14 protein-coding genes are annotated in these 14,123 nt (G+C 70.6%); 6 read left to right on the top strand and 8 right to left on the bottom strand.

What is annotated here, in order from left to right; translation table 11 throughout:
- Positions 1–263: 263 nt before the first annotated feature.
- The gene (locus tag NRP21_RS11460) at positions 264–767 is read left to right on the top strand and encodes a hypothetical protein (protein WP_257716334.1); all 504 of its coding nucleotides are present in this window, start codon (positions 264–266) and stop codon (positions 765–767) included.
- Between the two features lie 123 nt (positions 768–890).
- Here the strand turns inward: NRP21_RS11460 and NRP21_RS11465 are convergent, their stop codons facing one another.
- From NRP21_RS11465 to NRP21_RS11485, 4 genes are read right to left on the bottom strand one after another with little or no spacing between them, the layout of a single operon-like run.
- Positions 891–2,444, bottom strand: coding sequence for an acyl CoA:acetate/3-ketoacid CoA transferase (locus tag NRP21_RS11465; protein ID WP_257716335.1), 1,554 nt, complete (start codon positions 2,442–2,444; stop codon positions 891–893).
- A 43-nt stretch (positions 2,445–2,487) separates the two neighbouring features.
- Complete coding sequence (locus tag NRP21_RS27890) at positions 2,488–4,572, bottom strand: ABC transporter ATP-binding protein (protein ID WP_308219881.1); 2,085 nt, start codon at positions 4,570–4,572, stop codon at positions 2,488–2,490.
- On the bottom strand, positions 4,542–5,426 hold the full coding sequence (locus tag NRP21_RS11480) for an ABC transporter permease (protein ID WP_257716336.1): 885 nt from the start codon (positions 5,424–5,426) through the stop codon (positions 4,542–4,544). Before NRP21_RS11480 ends, NRP21_RS27890 begins: the two co-directional genes overlap by 31 nt.
- Positions 5,423–6,433: an ABC transporter permease gene (locus tag NRP21_RS11485; RefSeq protein ID WP_257716337.1), complete on the bottom strand. Its 1,011-nt coding sequence runs from the start codon at positions 6,431–6,433 to the stop codon at positions 5,423–5,425. Before NRP21_RS11485 ends, NRP21_RS11480 begins: the two co-directional genes overlap by 4 nt.
- Positions 6,434–6,504: 71 nt before the next feature.
- Here NRP21_RS11485 and NRP21_RS11490 point away from each other — a divergent pair, with 71 nt between their 5' ends.
- Both NRP21_RS11490 and NRP21_RS11495 read left to right on the top strand, forming a co-directional pair.
- A complete protein-coding gene (locus tag NRP21_RS11490) occupies positions 6,505–7,272 on the top strand; it encodes an enoyl-CoA hydratase/isomerase family protein (protein ID WP_257716338.1) in 768 nt (255 codons plus the stop codon).
- On the top strand, positions 7,269–8,255 hold the full coding sequence (locus tag NRP21_RS11495) for an NAD(P)-dependent oxidoreductase (RefSeq protein WP_257716339.1): 987 nt from the start codon (positions 7,269–7,271) through the stop codon (positions 8,253–8,255). The genes NRP21_RS11490 and NRP21_RS11495 overlap by 4 nt, the downstream gene beginning before the upstream one ends.
- A 43-nt stretch (positions 8,256–8,298) precedes the next feature.
- On the opposite strand, the gene NRP21_RS11500 is transcribed toward NRP21_RS11495, so the two are convergent.
- The gene (locus NRP21_RS11500; RefSeq protein WP_257716340.1) at positions 8,299–9,912 is read right to left on the bottom strand and encodes an ABC transporter substrate-binding protein; all 1,614 of its coding nucleotides are present in this window, start codon (positions 9,910–9,912) and stop codon (positions 8,299–8,301) included.
- Positions 9,913–10,045: 133 nt separating this feature from the next.
- Here NRP21_RS11500 and NRP21_RS11505 point away from each other — a divergent pair, with 133 nt between their 5' ends.
- Both NRP21_RS11505 and NRP21_RS11510 read left to right on the top strand, forming a co-directional pair.
- Positions 10,046–10,294 carry a hypothetical protein gene (locus tag NRP21_RS11505; RefSeq protein ID WP_257716341.1) on the top strand — a complete coding sequence of 83 codons (249 nt, stop codon included), beginning with the start codon at positions 10,046–10,048 and terminating at the stop codon, positions 10,292–10,294.
- The gene (locus NRP21_RS11510; protein WP_257716342.1) at positions 10,291–11,094 is read left to right on the top strand and encodes a shikimate dehydrogenase family protein; all 804 of its coding nucleotides are present in this window, start codon (positions 10,291–10,293) and stop codon (positions 11,092–11,094) included. The genes NRP21_RS11505 and NRP21_RS11510 overlap by 4 nt, the downstream gene beginning before the upstream one ends.
- 7 nt (positions 11,095–11,101) lie before the next feature.
- Here the strand turns inward: NRP21_RS11510 and NRP21_RS11515 are convergent, their stop codons facing one another.
- Genes NRP21_RS11515 through NRP21_RS11525 form a run of 3 tightly spaced genes read right to left on the bottom strand, consistent with a single transcriptional unit; the run spans position 11,102 to position 13,448 of the window.
- Complete coding sequence (locus NRP21_RS11515; protein WP_257716343.1) at positions 11,102–11,551, bottom strand: MaoC family dehydratase; 450 nt, start codon at positions 11,549–11,551, stop codon at positions 11,102–11,104.
- Positions 11,551–12,321 carry a 3-ketoacyl-ACP reductase gene (locus tag NRP21_RS11520; RefSeq protein ID WP_257716344.1) on the bottom strand — a complete coding sequence of 257 codons (771 nt, stop codon included), beginning with the start codon at positions 12,319–12,321 and terminating at the stop codon, positions 11,551–11,553. Before NRP21_RS11520 ends, NRP21_RS11515 begins: the two co-directional genes overlap by 1 nt.
- A complete protein-coding gene (locus NRP21_RS11525; RefSeq protein ID WP_257716345.1) occupies positions 12,318–13,448 on the bottom strand; it encodes an acyl-CoA dehydrogenase family protein in 1,131 nt (376 codons plus the stop codon). The genes NRP21_RS11520 and NRP21_RS11525 overlap by 4 nt, the downstream gene beginning before the upstream one ends.
- A gap of 317 nt (positions 13,449–13,765) precedes the next feature.
- Here NRP21_RS11525 and NRP21_RS11530 point away from each other — a divergent pair, with 317 nt between their 5' ends.
- Positions 13,766–14,116, top strand: a complete 351-nt coding sequence (locus NRP21_RS11530; RefSeq protein WP_257716346.1) for a hypothetical protein — start codon at positions 13,766–13,768, stop codon at positions 14,114–14,116.
- Positions 14,117–14,123: the final 7 nt, after the last annotated feature.

Genomic DNA, 14,123 nt, shown 5'->3' on the forward strand with positions numbered 1-14,123 from the left:
GTGGGCCGAGAGCGACCAGGTTTGGCTCCGCCCGGTCCTCAGGACAGGCTCTGGAAGGCAGGAACCCGCTCACCACCGGCGCCAAGCCAAGTGGCGGTGCGGCCGGGAGAGCGGTGCCGACTGCACTTCGCCCTTTCGTCACGCGAAAGCCTCGCGCAATTGTCACGGGAAGCGTTCTTGTCGGAATGGTGCGGCCCGGCTCCATTCCCGCCGCGCGAACCGGCCCGCACCGCCGCTGCCGCCGCGCCCACCGGGAGAACGCGATGATCACACGGCGCAGCACCCTCGGCCTCGCGGCCGCCCTCGCCACAGCGCCCGGCCTTGCCCGGGCGCAGGGCGGCATCGGTCTCGCCGAGCGCCGGGCCATCGCGGCCTATCGCCAGGAGAAGTACCCGGCCATCGAGGCGGGGATCCAGCAGGCCGCCGGCTTCGCCGTGCCGGTCGAGGTGGAGTGGGACCAACTCACCCTGCCGGGCGACGCCCAGTACTACGCGCGCGACGACTACTTCGGGAAGACGATCTTCGAGCCCCTGACCACCGCGCTGCGGAGCATCACCGCGGACGCGATGGGGCGCGATGCGCTGCGCGCGAAGCTTCAGCGCATCCACATCCGCTACGACGAGAAGACAGCGCCTGCCTCCAACTACCCGAACGGGCTCTCCTTCCAGGGCGGCACGCTCGGCATCAACTGGCGCCCCTACGCCAACACCGGCGACGTGACGGAGCGCACGCAGGCGATCACGGGGCTGCTCGAGAAGAACCTCTGACGCGAGGCGCCGGAGCGGGCGTCATCCGTCCCGCTCCGGGCCATGAACGGCCGCGATGTCGGCCGCCGCGATCGTCCCGCTGAACCCCGCCTCCCCCGACAAGGAGGCCGATCCTGCAGCCCGCTATTCCGCCGCCTGCGCCGTCGCGAAGCGATCGAGCGCCGGGCGCGGCGGGCGCGCCGGAAGGCGCGCGGCCAGCCCCATCAGCCCTTCGGCAAACAGCCCTGTGTCCATCCGTCGCAGCGCGGGGGATACGCGCGGGCGAAAGCCCATCTGCCCGATCACATCCGCCTCGACATCGGCATCGGGCGCAATCTCGATCAGTTCCGGCCCGCTCTCGGCAAGCCGGAACACGGCACGCTCCGTGACGTAGAGAACCCGCTGGCCCCGGCTCCGGGCATAGGGGCCGGAGAAGGTCACCTGCTCCACCCTCTCCACCGCCTTCGGCGCGGCGCCCGCCGTGAGCGTTCCTCCGAACACCACGGTGCCAGCCCCCTGGCTGATGTTGATGAAGCCGCCCGGCCCGACGATGCGCCCGCCGAAGCGGGAGACGTTCACGTTCCCGGAGCTGTCGAACTCCGCGAAGGAGAGAAAGGCGAGGTCGAGGCCGCCGCCATCGTAGAAGTCGAACTGATAGGGCTGGTCCACCTGCGCGTCGGGGCTCATCGCGGCACCCGCCTCGTTGCCGCTGGCCGGCGCGCCGCCGATATTGCCCTGCTCGTTCGTCAGGCAGATCCGGCGCAGGATTCCCTCCTCCGCCGCGACGTTGGCGATGCCGGTGGAGATACCGGAGCCGAGATTGCAGATCGCACCCTCGAAGAGTTCCATCGCGCCCCGCCGGGCGACGATGCGGCGCGGGCCGGGTGGCAGGCGGGGAACGTCTTCGAGCGCCACACGCAAATGCCCGGAATAGGCCGCGCTATCCTGGGTGCCGTAGGTCTGCCACTGCTCGGGATCGACCACCACCGCATCGACCAGGATGCCGGGAACCTTCACCATCTTCGGATGGATGGAGCCTGCGGGCACGATGCGCTTGACTTGCACGACGACGATCCCGCCCATGCGGCGCGTGGCCTGCGCCATGCTCAGCATCTCCAACGTGACCGCCTCGTGCTCCATCGAAATGTTGCCGTCCTCATCCGCTGCCGAACCGCGCAGGAAAGCGACGTTCACCTGGTACGGCTTGTAGAAGAGGTACTCCTCCCCCTGGAACTGCACGAGTTCGACCAGGTCCTCGGCGGCGCGCGCGCTCTGTCGCCCGCCGTTCAGGCGCGGGTCCACGAAGGTGTGCAGCCCGATCTTCGTCAACAGCCCCGCCCGGCCAGCGGCCATTTCCCGCATGAGCTGCGACAAAGCCCCCTGCGGCAGGGTGTAAGCTTCGATCTCCTCGTCGAGTGCCAGGCGCGCGATGCCCGGCGAATTGACGAAGGTTCCGGAGGCCACGCGCCTCAGCAGGCCCTTCTGGGCCAAATGGCCGGCCCCGCGCGCCTTGCCATCTCCCAGCCCCACGGGGTGCACGGCCGTGATGCGGCGGGGCATGCCGGTGGCGCGGAAGCGCTCCCCGACAGCCGCCAGAAGTGCATCCGGCACGGCGTGGCCGCCGCCGGATCCGCCGATCAGCAGCGTGTCCTCATCCTGGAGAAGGGCGGCGGCCTGGGAAGCGGTGATCTGCCTCATGCAGAACCCTCTCGACGGGAAGGAGGATAGAGCCCCGGGGAGCTCACTGCGGCATTCCCCGCGGCGGTGCGAAGGCGCCCGGGAAGTGGCAGGCCACGCGCCGGCCGGCTTCGACCTCCGCCAGGGGCGGCGCCTCCTCGCAGACCGGCTGGGCGATAGGGCAACGGCCACGGAAGACGCAGCCGGTGGGCAGCTTTAGGGTGGAGGGAGGCTCGCCGCCCAGGATCACCCGCTCCCGCCCCGGCTCCGGCACCGCGCTGGTCAGGGCGACGGTGTAGGGATGGAGCGGCCGTGCGAAGAGGGCGACAGCCGGCCCCTCCTCCATGATGCGGCCGAGATACATCACCGCCACCCGGTCGCAGAAGGCGCGCACGACGGCCAGGTCATGCGCGATGAACAGGTAGGAAAGGCCCAGGCGCTGCCGCAGGTCCAGCATCAGGTTCAGCACCTGCGCCTGCACGTTCACGTCCAGCGCCGAGACAGGCTCATCCGCGACCACCAGGGCTGGATCGAGCGCCAGCGCCCGGGCGATGGAGATCCGCTGACGCTGCCCCCCGGAGAACTCATGCGGGAAGCGGGCAGCCCATTCCGGCTTCAGCCCGACCGTGCCCATCAGGTCCAGCACGCGGCGGTCCGCCTCCGCGCGGTTGCCGGCGCGCCCGTGCGCCATCAGCGGCTCCGCCAGGATGTCGCGCACGCGCATTCTTGGATTGAGCGAGGCGTAGGGGTCCTGGAACACCATCTGCAACCGCGGCCGCAGCGGCCGCATCTCGGCCGGGGAGGCATGGGTGATGTCCTGTCCCTCGAAACGCACGGTGCCCGATGTCGGCTCGTGCAGGCGCGTGACCAGCCGCGCGAGGGTGGACTTGCCGCAACCGCTCTCGCCAACGATCCCCAGGCTCTCACCGCGCACCAGGCGCAGGTCCACGCCGTTCACAGCGTGCACCACGGCGCGCGGGCCGAAGAAGGAGCTGCGCGCGCCGGGGAAGTGCTTCACCAGGCCATTGGCCTCAAGCAGCAGCGGTGCATCGGCCTCCTGCTCCCGCGCGGCGGCCTCCGCCGCCACGGGCGGAGGCGGAAGGGAGCGGCCATCGGCTGTCACCCAGCAGCGGGCACGGCGGCCGGGCGCCACCTCCATCAGTGGCGGATGCTCCTGCCCGCAGCGTGAGATCCTGAAAGGGCAGCGCGCCACGAAGCGGCAGGCAGGCGGCGGATGCAAGGCATCAGGCGGCGCGCCCTCAATACTGGTGAGCCGCGTGCCCGCTGGGCTGTCCAGCCGCGGCACGGCGTTCACCAGCGCCCAGGAGTAGGGATGGCGCGGATCGGTGAGGACGGCCTCCGTCTCCGCCTCCTCGACCACCTCGCCCGCATACATCACCGCCACACGGCGGCAGACCGTGCCGATCACGCCGAGGTCGTGGCTGATCAGGATCATCGCGGTGCCGAACTCGGCGTTCAGGTTCCGCAGCAGGTCCAGGATCTGCGCCTGGACGGTCACATCGAGCGCCGTTGTCGGCTCGTCCGCGATCAGGAGGACCGGATCATTGGCGACGCCGATCGCCAGCATCACGCGCTGCCGCATCCCGCCGGAGAACTGGTGCGGGAAGGAGGCCGCCGCGCGCTCGGGCGCCGCGACGCCCATGCGGCGCAGCAGCTCCACGGCCCGCACGCGCGCCTTTGCCGGCGTCTGCCGGCCGTGGGAGATCATATGCTCCGTCACCTGGCGAAGGATGCGGATCACGGGGTTCAGCCCGGTCATCGGATCCTGGAACACCATGGCGGCCCGGTCGCCGCGCCATGCCCGAAGCTCGGCGCCGCTCATCGCCAGAACGTCGCGGCCCTGGAAGCGCACGGCGCCCCCGATGATGCGGGCGGGTTCCTCTAGTAGGCGCATCAGCGAGAGGGCCGTCACGCTCTTGCCTGACCCGCTCTCGCCGACGATGCCCAGCGTCTCGCCAGGGCCGACAGAGAAGGAAACGCCGTCCACGGCGCGCACCGCCCCGGCATCAGTTAGGAAGACGGTGCGGAGGTCCTCCACATCGAGTACCGGGGCGGCGGTGCTGGCCGCTTCCTCCCGCTTCGGCAGGGAACCGTCCATCAGCGCGACCTCGCCCTCGGATCCAGCCAATCGCGCAGTCCGTCGCCGCAGAAGTTGAAGCCCACGACAACCGTCAGGATGGCGAAGCCGGGGAAGGCGGCGATCCACCACTGCTCCACCAGCTCGCGCCCCTCCGCGACCATGGAGCCCCATTCCGGCGTGGGCGGGACGACGCCGAGGCCAAGGAAGGACAGGCCCGCGAAGGTGAGGATCGCGTTGCCGAGATCCAGCGTCACCAGCACGGCCAGCGGCCCCAGCGTGTTCGGCAGGATGTGGCGGCCGAGGATGCGGCTCGGCTTGAGGCCCAGCACTGTCGCCGCCTCCACGTACTCCTGCCCCCGTTGCACCAGGGCGAGGGCCCGCCCCAGCCGCGCGAACTTCGGCCACCACACGACCAGCATCGCCAGGATGGTGTTCTGCGTGCCGATGCCCAGCCCGGCCGCAATGGCCAGCGCGAGGATGATGGGCGGGAAGCAGAGCACGAGGTCTGTCAGGCGCATCAGCGCCTCGTCCCAGAAGCCGCGTGCCCAGGCGGCGACGATGCCGATCGTGGTCCCGATGGCAGCCCCCAGCAGCACCACGGTGAAGCCCGCCAGCAGCGACAGCCGCGCCCCATGCAGCAGCCGCGAGAAGACGTCCCGCCCCAGCACGTCCGTTCCGAGCCAGTGCGCCGCGCCCGGCGGCTGCAGCCGGTTCGCCACCTCCTGCGCATCCGGCGAATAGGGCGAGATCCACGGCGCCAGGAGCGCGACAAGGATCCAGAGGAGGACGACGGCCCCGCCCAGCCAGGCCGGCCCGTAGCGGCGCAGCCGGCGGCGCCAGCGCGGCCGCGGCACCGGCATGGCGGGCGGAACGGCGAGAGGGGGGATCGTGCTCGCGCTCACCGCCGCACCCTCGGATCCAGCGCCGCGTAGGAGAGGTCCACCAGCAGGTTGACCAGAAGGTATGTCGCGGAGACGACGAGGGTGATTCCCATGATCGCCGGGAAGTCCAGCGCCGCCGCGGAGCGGAAGGTGTAGCGGCCGAGGCCCGGCCAGGCGAAGACCGTCTCCGTCATCACCGCGCCGGCCAGCAGGTTCGCGAAGGCCAAGCCGCCCAGTGTCACCACCGGCACGAGTGCGTTGGGCAGGGCGTGGCGCATCACGATCGCCCGTTCCTTCAGCCCCTTGGCGCGTGAGACGCGCACGTAGTCCTGCCCCAGGCTGTCCAACATCGCCGCGCGCGTCGTCCGGGTGATCAGGCCGATGGTCGCGGCCGCCAGCACGATCGAGGGCAGGACCAGGTGGGCTGCGCAGTCCCGGAAGCCCTCCCAGTCCTGCTGCAACGCCGTATCCACCAGGAACAGGCCGGTCGGACCTTCGGGCGGGAAGGCGATCGGGTCCATGCGGCCGGGCCCCGGCGCCCATTCCAGCCCCCCGTAGAAGATCGCGAGCATGATGAAGGCGAGCCAGAAGGTGGGTGCGGAAACGCCGAGCAGCGAGATCGCGCGCGCCAGGGAATCCACCCAGCTGTCCCGCCACACCGCCGCCGCGATGCCCAGCGGGACGCCCACGGCCAGCGTGAGCAGGAAGGAGACCGTCGCCAGTTCCAGCGTGGCCGGGGCGTACTGGGCAATATCCTCCAGCACCGGCCGCCGCGTTGCGATGGAGATGCCGAGATCGCCGTGGGCCAGCCCGTTCAGGAAGATCCCGTAGCGTTCCCACAGGGGCAGGTCGAGGCCCCATCGGGCCCGCCATTCCGCGACGGTGACGGGATTGCTCGCCAGGATGTCGCCCAGCTGTGCCAGCACCGGATCGCCGGGCACCAGCGCGGAGATGAGGAACACGACCAGGCTTGCCAGCAGTGCCATGACGGCGGCCGCAAGCAGTCGCGTCGCGATGTAACGCGGCACGCGGACATTCCTCCTTGTTGCGCTCACTCTGCGCCTGCTGGACAGATACGATCAAGACAGGAGGAATCGCCATGGATGGTGACGTGCGCTTGACGATCGAGGACGGGGTGGCCGAGCTGGTGCTGGACCGCCCCGCCAAGCACAACGCGGTCACGCCGGCGATGGCCAGGCGCCTGCTGGACCATGCCCGCGCCCTGGACGCGGATGACGCGGTCCGGGCCGTCCTGGTCCGGGGCGAGGGAGAGCGCGCCTTCTGCGCGGGCAGCGACCTCAACGCGCTGGCCGCCTATCCCTCGGCCTGGCACTTCCGCAACCGCGTGGAGTACGCCACCGCAATCCGCAACATCCGTAAGCCCGTGGTGGCGGCCTTGCAGGGCTGGACCCTGGGGGGTGGCGCGGAAACCGCCCTTTCCGCCGATCTGCGCGTGGCCTCGGAAACTATGCGCTTCGGCTTTCCCGAGGTGCAGCGGGGTTGGGTGGGCGGCGGCGGCGCCTCGCAGCTCCTGCCTCGGCTAATCGGCCAGGGCCAGGCGGCGCGCCTGCTGATGCTCGGCGATCCGATCGAGGCCGCCGAGGCCCTGCGCCTTGGGATCGTCGAGGAGGTGGTTCCGCAATCCGCGCTGCTGGATCGTGCGAGGGAGATCGCCCGCAAACTCGCCGCCCTGTCGCCGGTCGCGGTGCAATCGGTGAAGGCGGCGATGCGGATGGCGCTGGAAGCCCCGCTTTCCGCAGGCTTGACCTATGAGAACGAGATGAACGTGCTCTGCTTCTCGGCCGGGGACCACCTGGAGGGCATCCGCGCCTTCAACGAGAAGCGCCCGGCGGAGTTCGCCCGATGAAGGTCTTCCTCTCCCACTCCACCGCGACATTCCCCGGATATTTCGGAGAGCGTGCCCTTGCTGCGCTGAAGGAGCACGCGGAGGTTGTCCGCAACATGACGGACCGCGAGTTGCGGGATGGCGAGCTGGCCCAGGCCGCTGCCGGATGCCAGGCCATCATCGCCTATCGCGGAAGCCCGGGCACCGCCGCCACCTTTGCTGCATCGCCGGATCTCGTCGCCTTCCTGCGCTGCGCCGTGGACATCAGCACGATCGACGTGCCCGGCGCTTCGGCTCATGGCATCCTCGTCACCCGTGCCACGCCCGGCTTCACGGATTCCGTGGCGGAGCTGGGCATCGGGATGCTCGTGGACCTTGCGCGCGGCGTGACCCGGGCCGCCAGCGCCTATCACCGCGGCGAGACCCCGGCGCCCACCGTGGGCGTGCAGCTCTCGGCCTCCACGCTGGGGCTGATCGGCTATGGCCGCATCGCCCGCCGGATGGCCATTACCGCGCGCGCCCTCGGCATGCGTGTCCTGGCCTACGACCCCTACGCTCCTCCGGAGGATCCGGGCGTGCAGGCCGCGAGCTTCGCCGAGGCGCTGTCGGCGGACTTCGTCGTCTGCCTCGCGATCGCCTCGCCAGAGACCGAGAACCTGATGGATGGGAAGGCGTTCGCGGCGATGCGGCGTGGCACCTTCTTCATCAACCTGTCCCGCGGGGAGCTGGTGGACGAGGCAGCGCTGGAGGCGGCGCTGGATTCCGGCCACCTGGCCGGTGCCGCGATGGATGTCGGCCGCGCGCCGGATCAGATGCCCTCCCCCGGCCTCGCCCGCCGCCCGGACGTGATCGCCACGCCCCATCTGGCGGGGCTGACGCCGGAGGCGGCGGAGCATCAGGCCATGGACACCGTGCGGCAGGTGGCGGCCCTGGCCGCAGGGCAGGTGCCGGAAGGCGCCGTGAATACGGAGGCCGCGCACCGGCTGGCCCGGCTGAAACGGTAGATGCGGCGGGGAGGCGTCCCCCCCCCCCCGCTCCGCTCCGCTTTCAGGCCAGCGTCACCTTCCCCGTGTCGAGCTGCCAGCCCGCGGCGGTGAGGGGGAAGTTCTTCACCGTGTTCCGGACCGCGATCTGGTAGATCGGCTGGAACAGGACGAAGTGGTTCGCCTGGTCCACCGCCCGGCGCTGCCACTCCACCCAGAGACTGGCGGCTCTCGCCAGGTCCTGCTCCTCGGCGGCGCGCTTGGTCAGGGCCGTCATGTCGGCCGGCACCTCCCAGCCGACGCGCTTCGCCACCCGCTCCACGATGGCGCTGGCCCAGAGGTCGTTGGAGACGGCGGGCGGGTTCCAGAAGGTCAGCAGCCCGCCGGCCATGCGGCCCTGGGTATAGACGGTGCGCAGGTTCACCTGATCCATCGGGTTCAGCCGCACCCGTATCCCCACCCGCGCCAGGTCCGATTGCAGCTTCTGCCCGAGCACTTGGTAGGAGATGCCGGCCACGGCGGCCTGGCCGTAGGCGATCTCCATCTCGAACCCCTCGGCCAGCCCGGCGGATTGCAGGAGCTGCCTCGCCTTGTCCAGGTCCTGGTGGAACCCGACCTGGCGCGCTACCGCCTCCGTGCTGCCATTGACGCCGATTGGCAGGAAGTGCGCGGCGCGCAAGGCTGCGCCGCCGAGCAGGTTGTTGAGGATGCCATCATAGTCGATGGCGTGGCCGATCGCGTGCCGCACCTCCTTCCTGGCCAGTGCAGGGTTCGCGGCCGGGTTCTGCGTCACGGCCATGTAGACGTGGTCCAGGCTTGGCAGCCGGTCCACGCGAAGATTCGGGTCGCCCCGCAGCGTCGCGATCTGCTCGGGGATCAGGTTGAAGGCGGCGTGCACGTCGCCGCGCCGCACCGCGAGAAGCTGCGCCGCGCTGTCCGAGAGGTGGCGGATCACCACGCGCTCGAAGGCGGGCGCGCCGCGCCAGTGGTTCGGGTTGCGCTGCAGCAGGATCTGCCCGTTGCGTTCCCAGCGCACCAGCCGATAGGGCCCGGTGCCCGCGGAATTGCTGTTCAGCCAGTCCGTCGCCTTGTCCTGGTCCTTCGCCTCCACGCCCTGCACGCCGCCGTGCTGCAGCAGCACCGCCTTTTCCAGGATCGCGCAGCCCGGGTTGCACAGGATGGAGAGGATTGGCGCATTGGGCGAGTTCATGATGAAATCGACGGTGCCGGCGTCCACCACCTCCACCCGGTCCACCGCCTTGATGTACTGCTGCGTCTGATCCTTCATGTTGATCAGCCGGTCGAAGGTGAACTTCACGTCCTCCGCCGTCATGGTCACGCCGGAGACGAACTTCACGCCCTGGCGCAGCGTGAAGCGCCACCCGTCGCCGCCCGGCCGCCGCTCCCACTTCGTGGCCAGCGAGGGCTTCGGGTTCACAAGGTCGTCCGGCTCCAGCGTCATCAGGCTGTCGTAGCAGGCGGCCAGGGTCAGGGGCGGCGTGTACTGGGCCTGCCGGACCGGATCCAGGGTGATCGTGTCGCTGATGTCGATGCCGAGCACCAGCGTGTCGCGCCGCGACTGCGCCAGCGCCCGCCCGCCAGGCAGGAGAGGAAGCAGTGCCGCGGAGGCACCGAGCAGCCGCGCGAGATCGCGCCGGGAGAGGGACATCACGGTCATGGACAATTCCTCAGGGGCGTCCGACAGTTCCGCCGGATCGTTGTGGGCGCGGGACGAACCCGCGCACGGAAACGATAGGTTGCGGCCGCCGCGCCTGGGAAGCGGAAAGGCAGCACCAGGGGGAGCGAGGACGATGTCCACCGGCGGAGGCCTCGCAGGCCCCGGCATGGCCGCTGCGCCGCAAGCGCCGGTCCTGCGCGGCCCCCTGCGCGGCCCCCTGCGCGGCCCCCTGCGCGATCCGGAGCGGACCGGGCGGGTCCGGATCACCGGCGGGCAGGGCCCTATCGAGGCTGGCCGCAAGCCCTCCGGCAGCGGCCGCGTTGCCCTGGCGGTGCAGCGCCGGGTCCAGTCGCCGCTGGCCGACCCGGACCGCCGCGCGTGACGATCACCGGCCGAACCCGCCTGATGGCGATCGTCGGGGATCCCGTGGCGCCGCTCCGCTCCCCGGCCCTGTTCAACCAGGCCTTCGCACGGCTCGGCATGGACGTGGCCTTCATCGCCTTCGAGGTGTCGGCAGGCGAACTGCCCGCCGCCTGGGCCGGACTGACCCGCCTGCGGAACCTGGACGGGCTCGTGATCACCATGCCGCACAAGGAAGCAGTGATCCCCCTGCTGGATGCCCTCGGTCCCACAGCCCGGCGCACCGGCACGGTTAACACCGTCCGCCGCCGCCCTGAGGGCGGCTGGGAGGGCGAGATGTTCGATGGCGAGGGCTTTCGCGAGGGGCTGGAGCGCGCCGGCCACGCCGTGCGCGGCGCCGCGATCCTGCAAGTGGGCTGCGGCGCCGCCGGCCGCGCGATCGCCCATGCCCTGGCCCGCGCCGGCGCAGCGCGGCTGGTGCTGCACGACGCTTCCCCGGGCCGCGCGGCGGCGCTCGCCCAGGCGCTCTCGGAGACCTATCCCGGCATTTCCGCCGCCGAAGGCGCGGTAGACAGTGCGGGCCACGACATCATCCTGAACGCAACTCCTCTCGGGCTCAGGGAGGGCGATCCCCTTCCCTTCGACACCTCCCGCCTGCGCCCGCCGCAGGTAGTGGCCGATGTCATCCCCCATCCCGAGGTGACGCCGCTGATCGCCGCCGCGCGCGCCGCCGGCTGTGCCACCGTCACCGGGCGGTCCATGCATGAGGGCCAGGCGCGGCTCGCCGCCGCCTATCTGGGCATTGCGGGCTGGGAGGGCTGACGGGGGCTCAACCGGGCCGGCGATGCACCATCATGTCGTTCTCGCCGCGCTGCACCGTCTCCCCGCGCTGGTTGCGCAGGTCGAGATCCAGCGTGACGATCCCGCGTTCGGGCCGCTTCGTCTCCCGCCGGGCCGTCACCCGGATGGTGGCGCTGATCCGGTCCCCCGGCAGGATCGGGCCGGTGAAGCTCCAGCGCCAACCCAAGGAAACGATCGCCGCCAGTTGCACGGAGGACCGGTTCTTCAACCCATCCGCCAGCGCCAGGCCCAGAAGCCCGTGCGCCACCTTCGTCGGGTAGCCGAGCGACCGGGCATAATCGTCGTCGACATGCAGGTCGTAGAAGTCGCCCGTCAGCCCGGCAAAAGCGAGGACATGCGCCTCCGTCACCGTGATGCCCGGCGTCTCCCAGTTCAGCCCCTCCGGGATCTCCTCGTAATGCAGGCGGTGGTCCGGCATTACAGCCGCCCCAGATGCAGGCCGCCATCCACGTGGAAGGCGTCGCCCGTCGTGAAAGGCAGGTCGCCTGCCACCAGAAGAGCAATGGTGCGGCCCACATCCTCGGCCTCACCCCAACGGCGAATGGGGGAGAGGCCGGCCGCGATCCGCGCTTCGTAGGCGGCGGCGACGGGCGCCGTCATGTCGGTCCGGATCACCCCGGGCCGGATCTCGTGCACCGCGATCCCTTCCTCCGCGAGGCGTAGTGCGAAGACGCGCGCCACCATCGAGGCCGCCGCCTTGGAGGCTGCGTACTCGCCCCGCTCCGGGGAGGCGAGGGTCGCATTGGCCGAGGAAACGAAGACGATGCTGCGCGCTCCCCGCACCGGCGCGCCCTCCGACAACATCCGCCGCGCCACGCCCTGCGCCAGGAAGAACCCGGCCCGCACGTTCACGCCGAAGGCACGGTCCCAGGATTCCGGCGTCACCTCCAGCAGGTCGCCGCGCCGCATGGCTCCGACCCCGGCATTGTTCACCAGGCACTCCAGCCCGCCAAACGCTTCCCAGGCGGCATCCAGCAGCGCCGGATGCCCCTCCAGCGCCGCAACATCGGCCTGCCGGAAGGTGAAGCGGCCGCCGGCTGCCTCCACCGCGGCTGCTGTTTCCGCCACGCCATCATCCGACAGATCCGCGCCGAAGACGTCGAAGCCCCGGGCCGCCAGCGCCGCGCAGGTGGCCCGCCCGATGCCGCGCCGCGCGCCGGTGACGAGGGCCGCAGGACGCGCACTCATGCGAGAAGCGCCCGTGCCATGATCATGCGCTGCACCTGGTTCGTCCCCTCATAGATCTGCGTGATCTTCGCATCGCGGAACAGGCGCTCCACCCGCACGCCGCGGATGTACCCGCTGCCCCCATGGATCTGCACGGCATCCGCCGTGCGCGCCACGGCGGCATCGGAGGCGAAGCACTTCGCCATGCTCGCTTCCAGCGTCGCGCGGCCGCCCGAATCCAGCACGCGGGCGGCATGATGCACCATGAGTCGGGCGGCATGCGCGTCCTTGGCCATGTCGGCGATCATCCACTGCACTGCCTGGAAATCCGCGATGGGCTGACCGAACTGCCGCCGCTGCTTCGCATAGGCGATGCTGTCCTCCAGCGCCGCCTCAATAATCCCGACGGCGAGGGCAGCGATGCCGATGCGCCCCTTGTCCAGCACCGACATCATCATGTGGAAGCCGCGGCCCTCCGGCCCCAGCATCGCGTCTCCCGGCAGGCGCACGCTATCGAAGTGCAGCCCCCCCACGGGCGAGGCGCGCTGGCCCATCTTGTGCTCCTTGCGGTCCCGCGCGACGCCGGGGCGGTCGAGGTCCACCAGGAAGATGGACATGCCACGATGCGCCGCGCCCGGATCCGTGCGTGCGAGGACGGCAGCGAAATCGGCCACAGGCGCATTGTGGATCCACAGCTTGGCCCCATCCAGCACCCAGCCATCCCCGTCCCGGCGCGCCGTGCTCTTCAGCCCGCCGAGGTCCGAGCCGGCCTCCGCTTCCGTCAGTGCGTAGGCGCAGCGCCGCTCCGCCCGCAGCAGGGGCCGGAGATAGAGGTCCTGCTGCGCTGGCGTGCTGTGCTGCGTGAGCAGCGTGCCCAGCAACTCCACCAGCCCTACCTGATCGGCGACGGAGGCGTAGCCGCGCGACAGTTCCTCCATCACCAGCGCATAGGACAGGACATCGGCGCCGACACCGCCCAGCGCTTCGGGCACCGTGATGCCGAAGAGCCCTAGCGAGGCAAGTTCAGCATAGAGTTCCGAAGGGTACCGCTCCTGTTCGTCGAGTTCGGAGGCTTGGGGGGCGATCTTGGACTCAGCGAAGCGGCGCGCGGCCGCGCGCAGCGCCAGATGCGTCTCCGACAGTTCCATGTCCGTTGTCATGCCTCCCCGGATCGCCGGATCATGCCGGCGTCCAGATGGCGTCCGCCATCTTGAGCCGTGCGTCCTCCCGCGCTGATCAGGTTGGGCGCCCCGTTTTGGCTGGTCAACTCCGCAACGGTCGGCTTCCAGGGGCCAGCGGATGCTGCCACCCGCGCCAAGGGCGCTCCCACCGCCGCGGCCGCGGGCGATAGGGTTGCCCGGTGACTTCGCTGTGAGATCGGAGCCGTACACTTCGGATTAACGTTGTGCATCTAGCCTGGGCCGATAAGAAATGAGCCCCCCACCCGCCTTCCAGGTCTATTGAGATGCGACACGCCACGCGGTGGCTGACAGGCCTGATCCTCTCGACCGGCCTCATGGCAGGCGGCGATCTCCGCGCCGAGCAGGTGCGCCATGCCCTGCTTGTGAGCGCGGTGGTCCGTGCGCCCTCTTGCATCGCGTCCGCGACGGAACGGGCCGCCCTCGCCGTTTCCTGTGCCGGCAGCATGCCTTTCGTGGCGCACGCATCAGGTGGCTCCGCCCCACGGCTCCGCCCGGGAGCAACGGGCACCTCTCTGCCGCAAGCCGTACCAGCGGGATCGGGGGCCAGCATACCCTGGACGCTCGCGACACTGCCCGAGAGCCAGGGGGTCATCGTCGTGGCGGTGACCTACTGATCCAGGG

The organism is Roseomonas populi, assembly GCF_024594815.1.
GTDB classification, from domain to species: Bacteria; Pseudomonadota; Alphaproteobacteria; order Acetobacterales; family Acetobacteraceae; genus Roseomonas; species Roseomonas populi.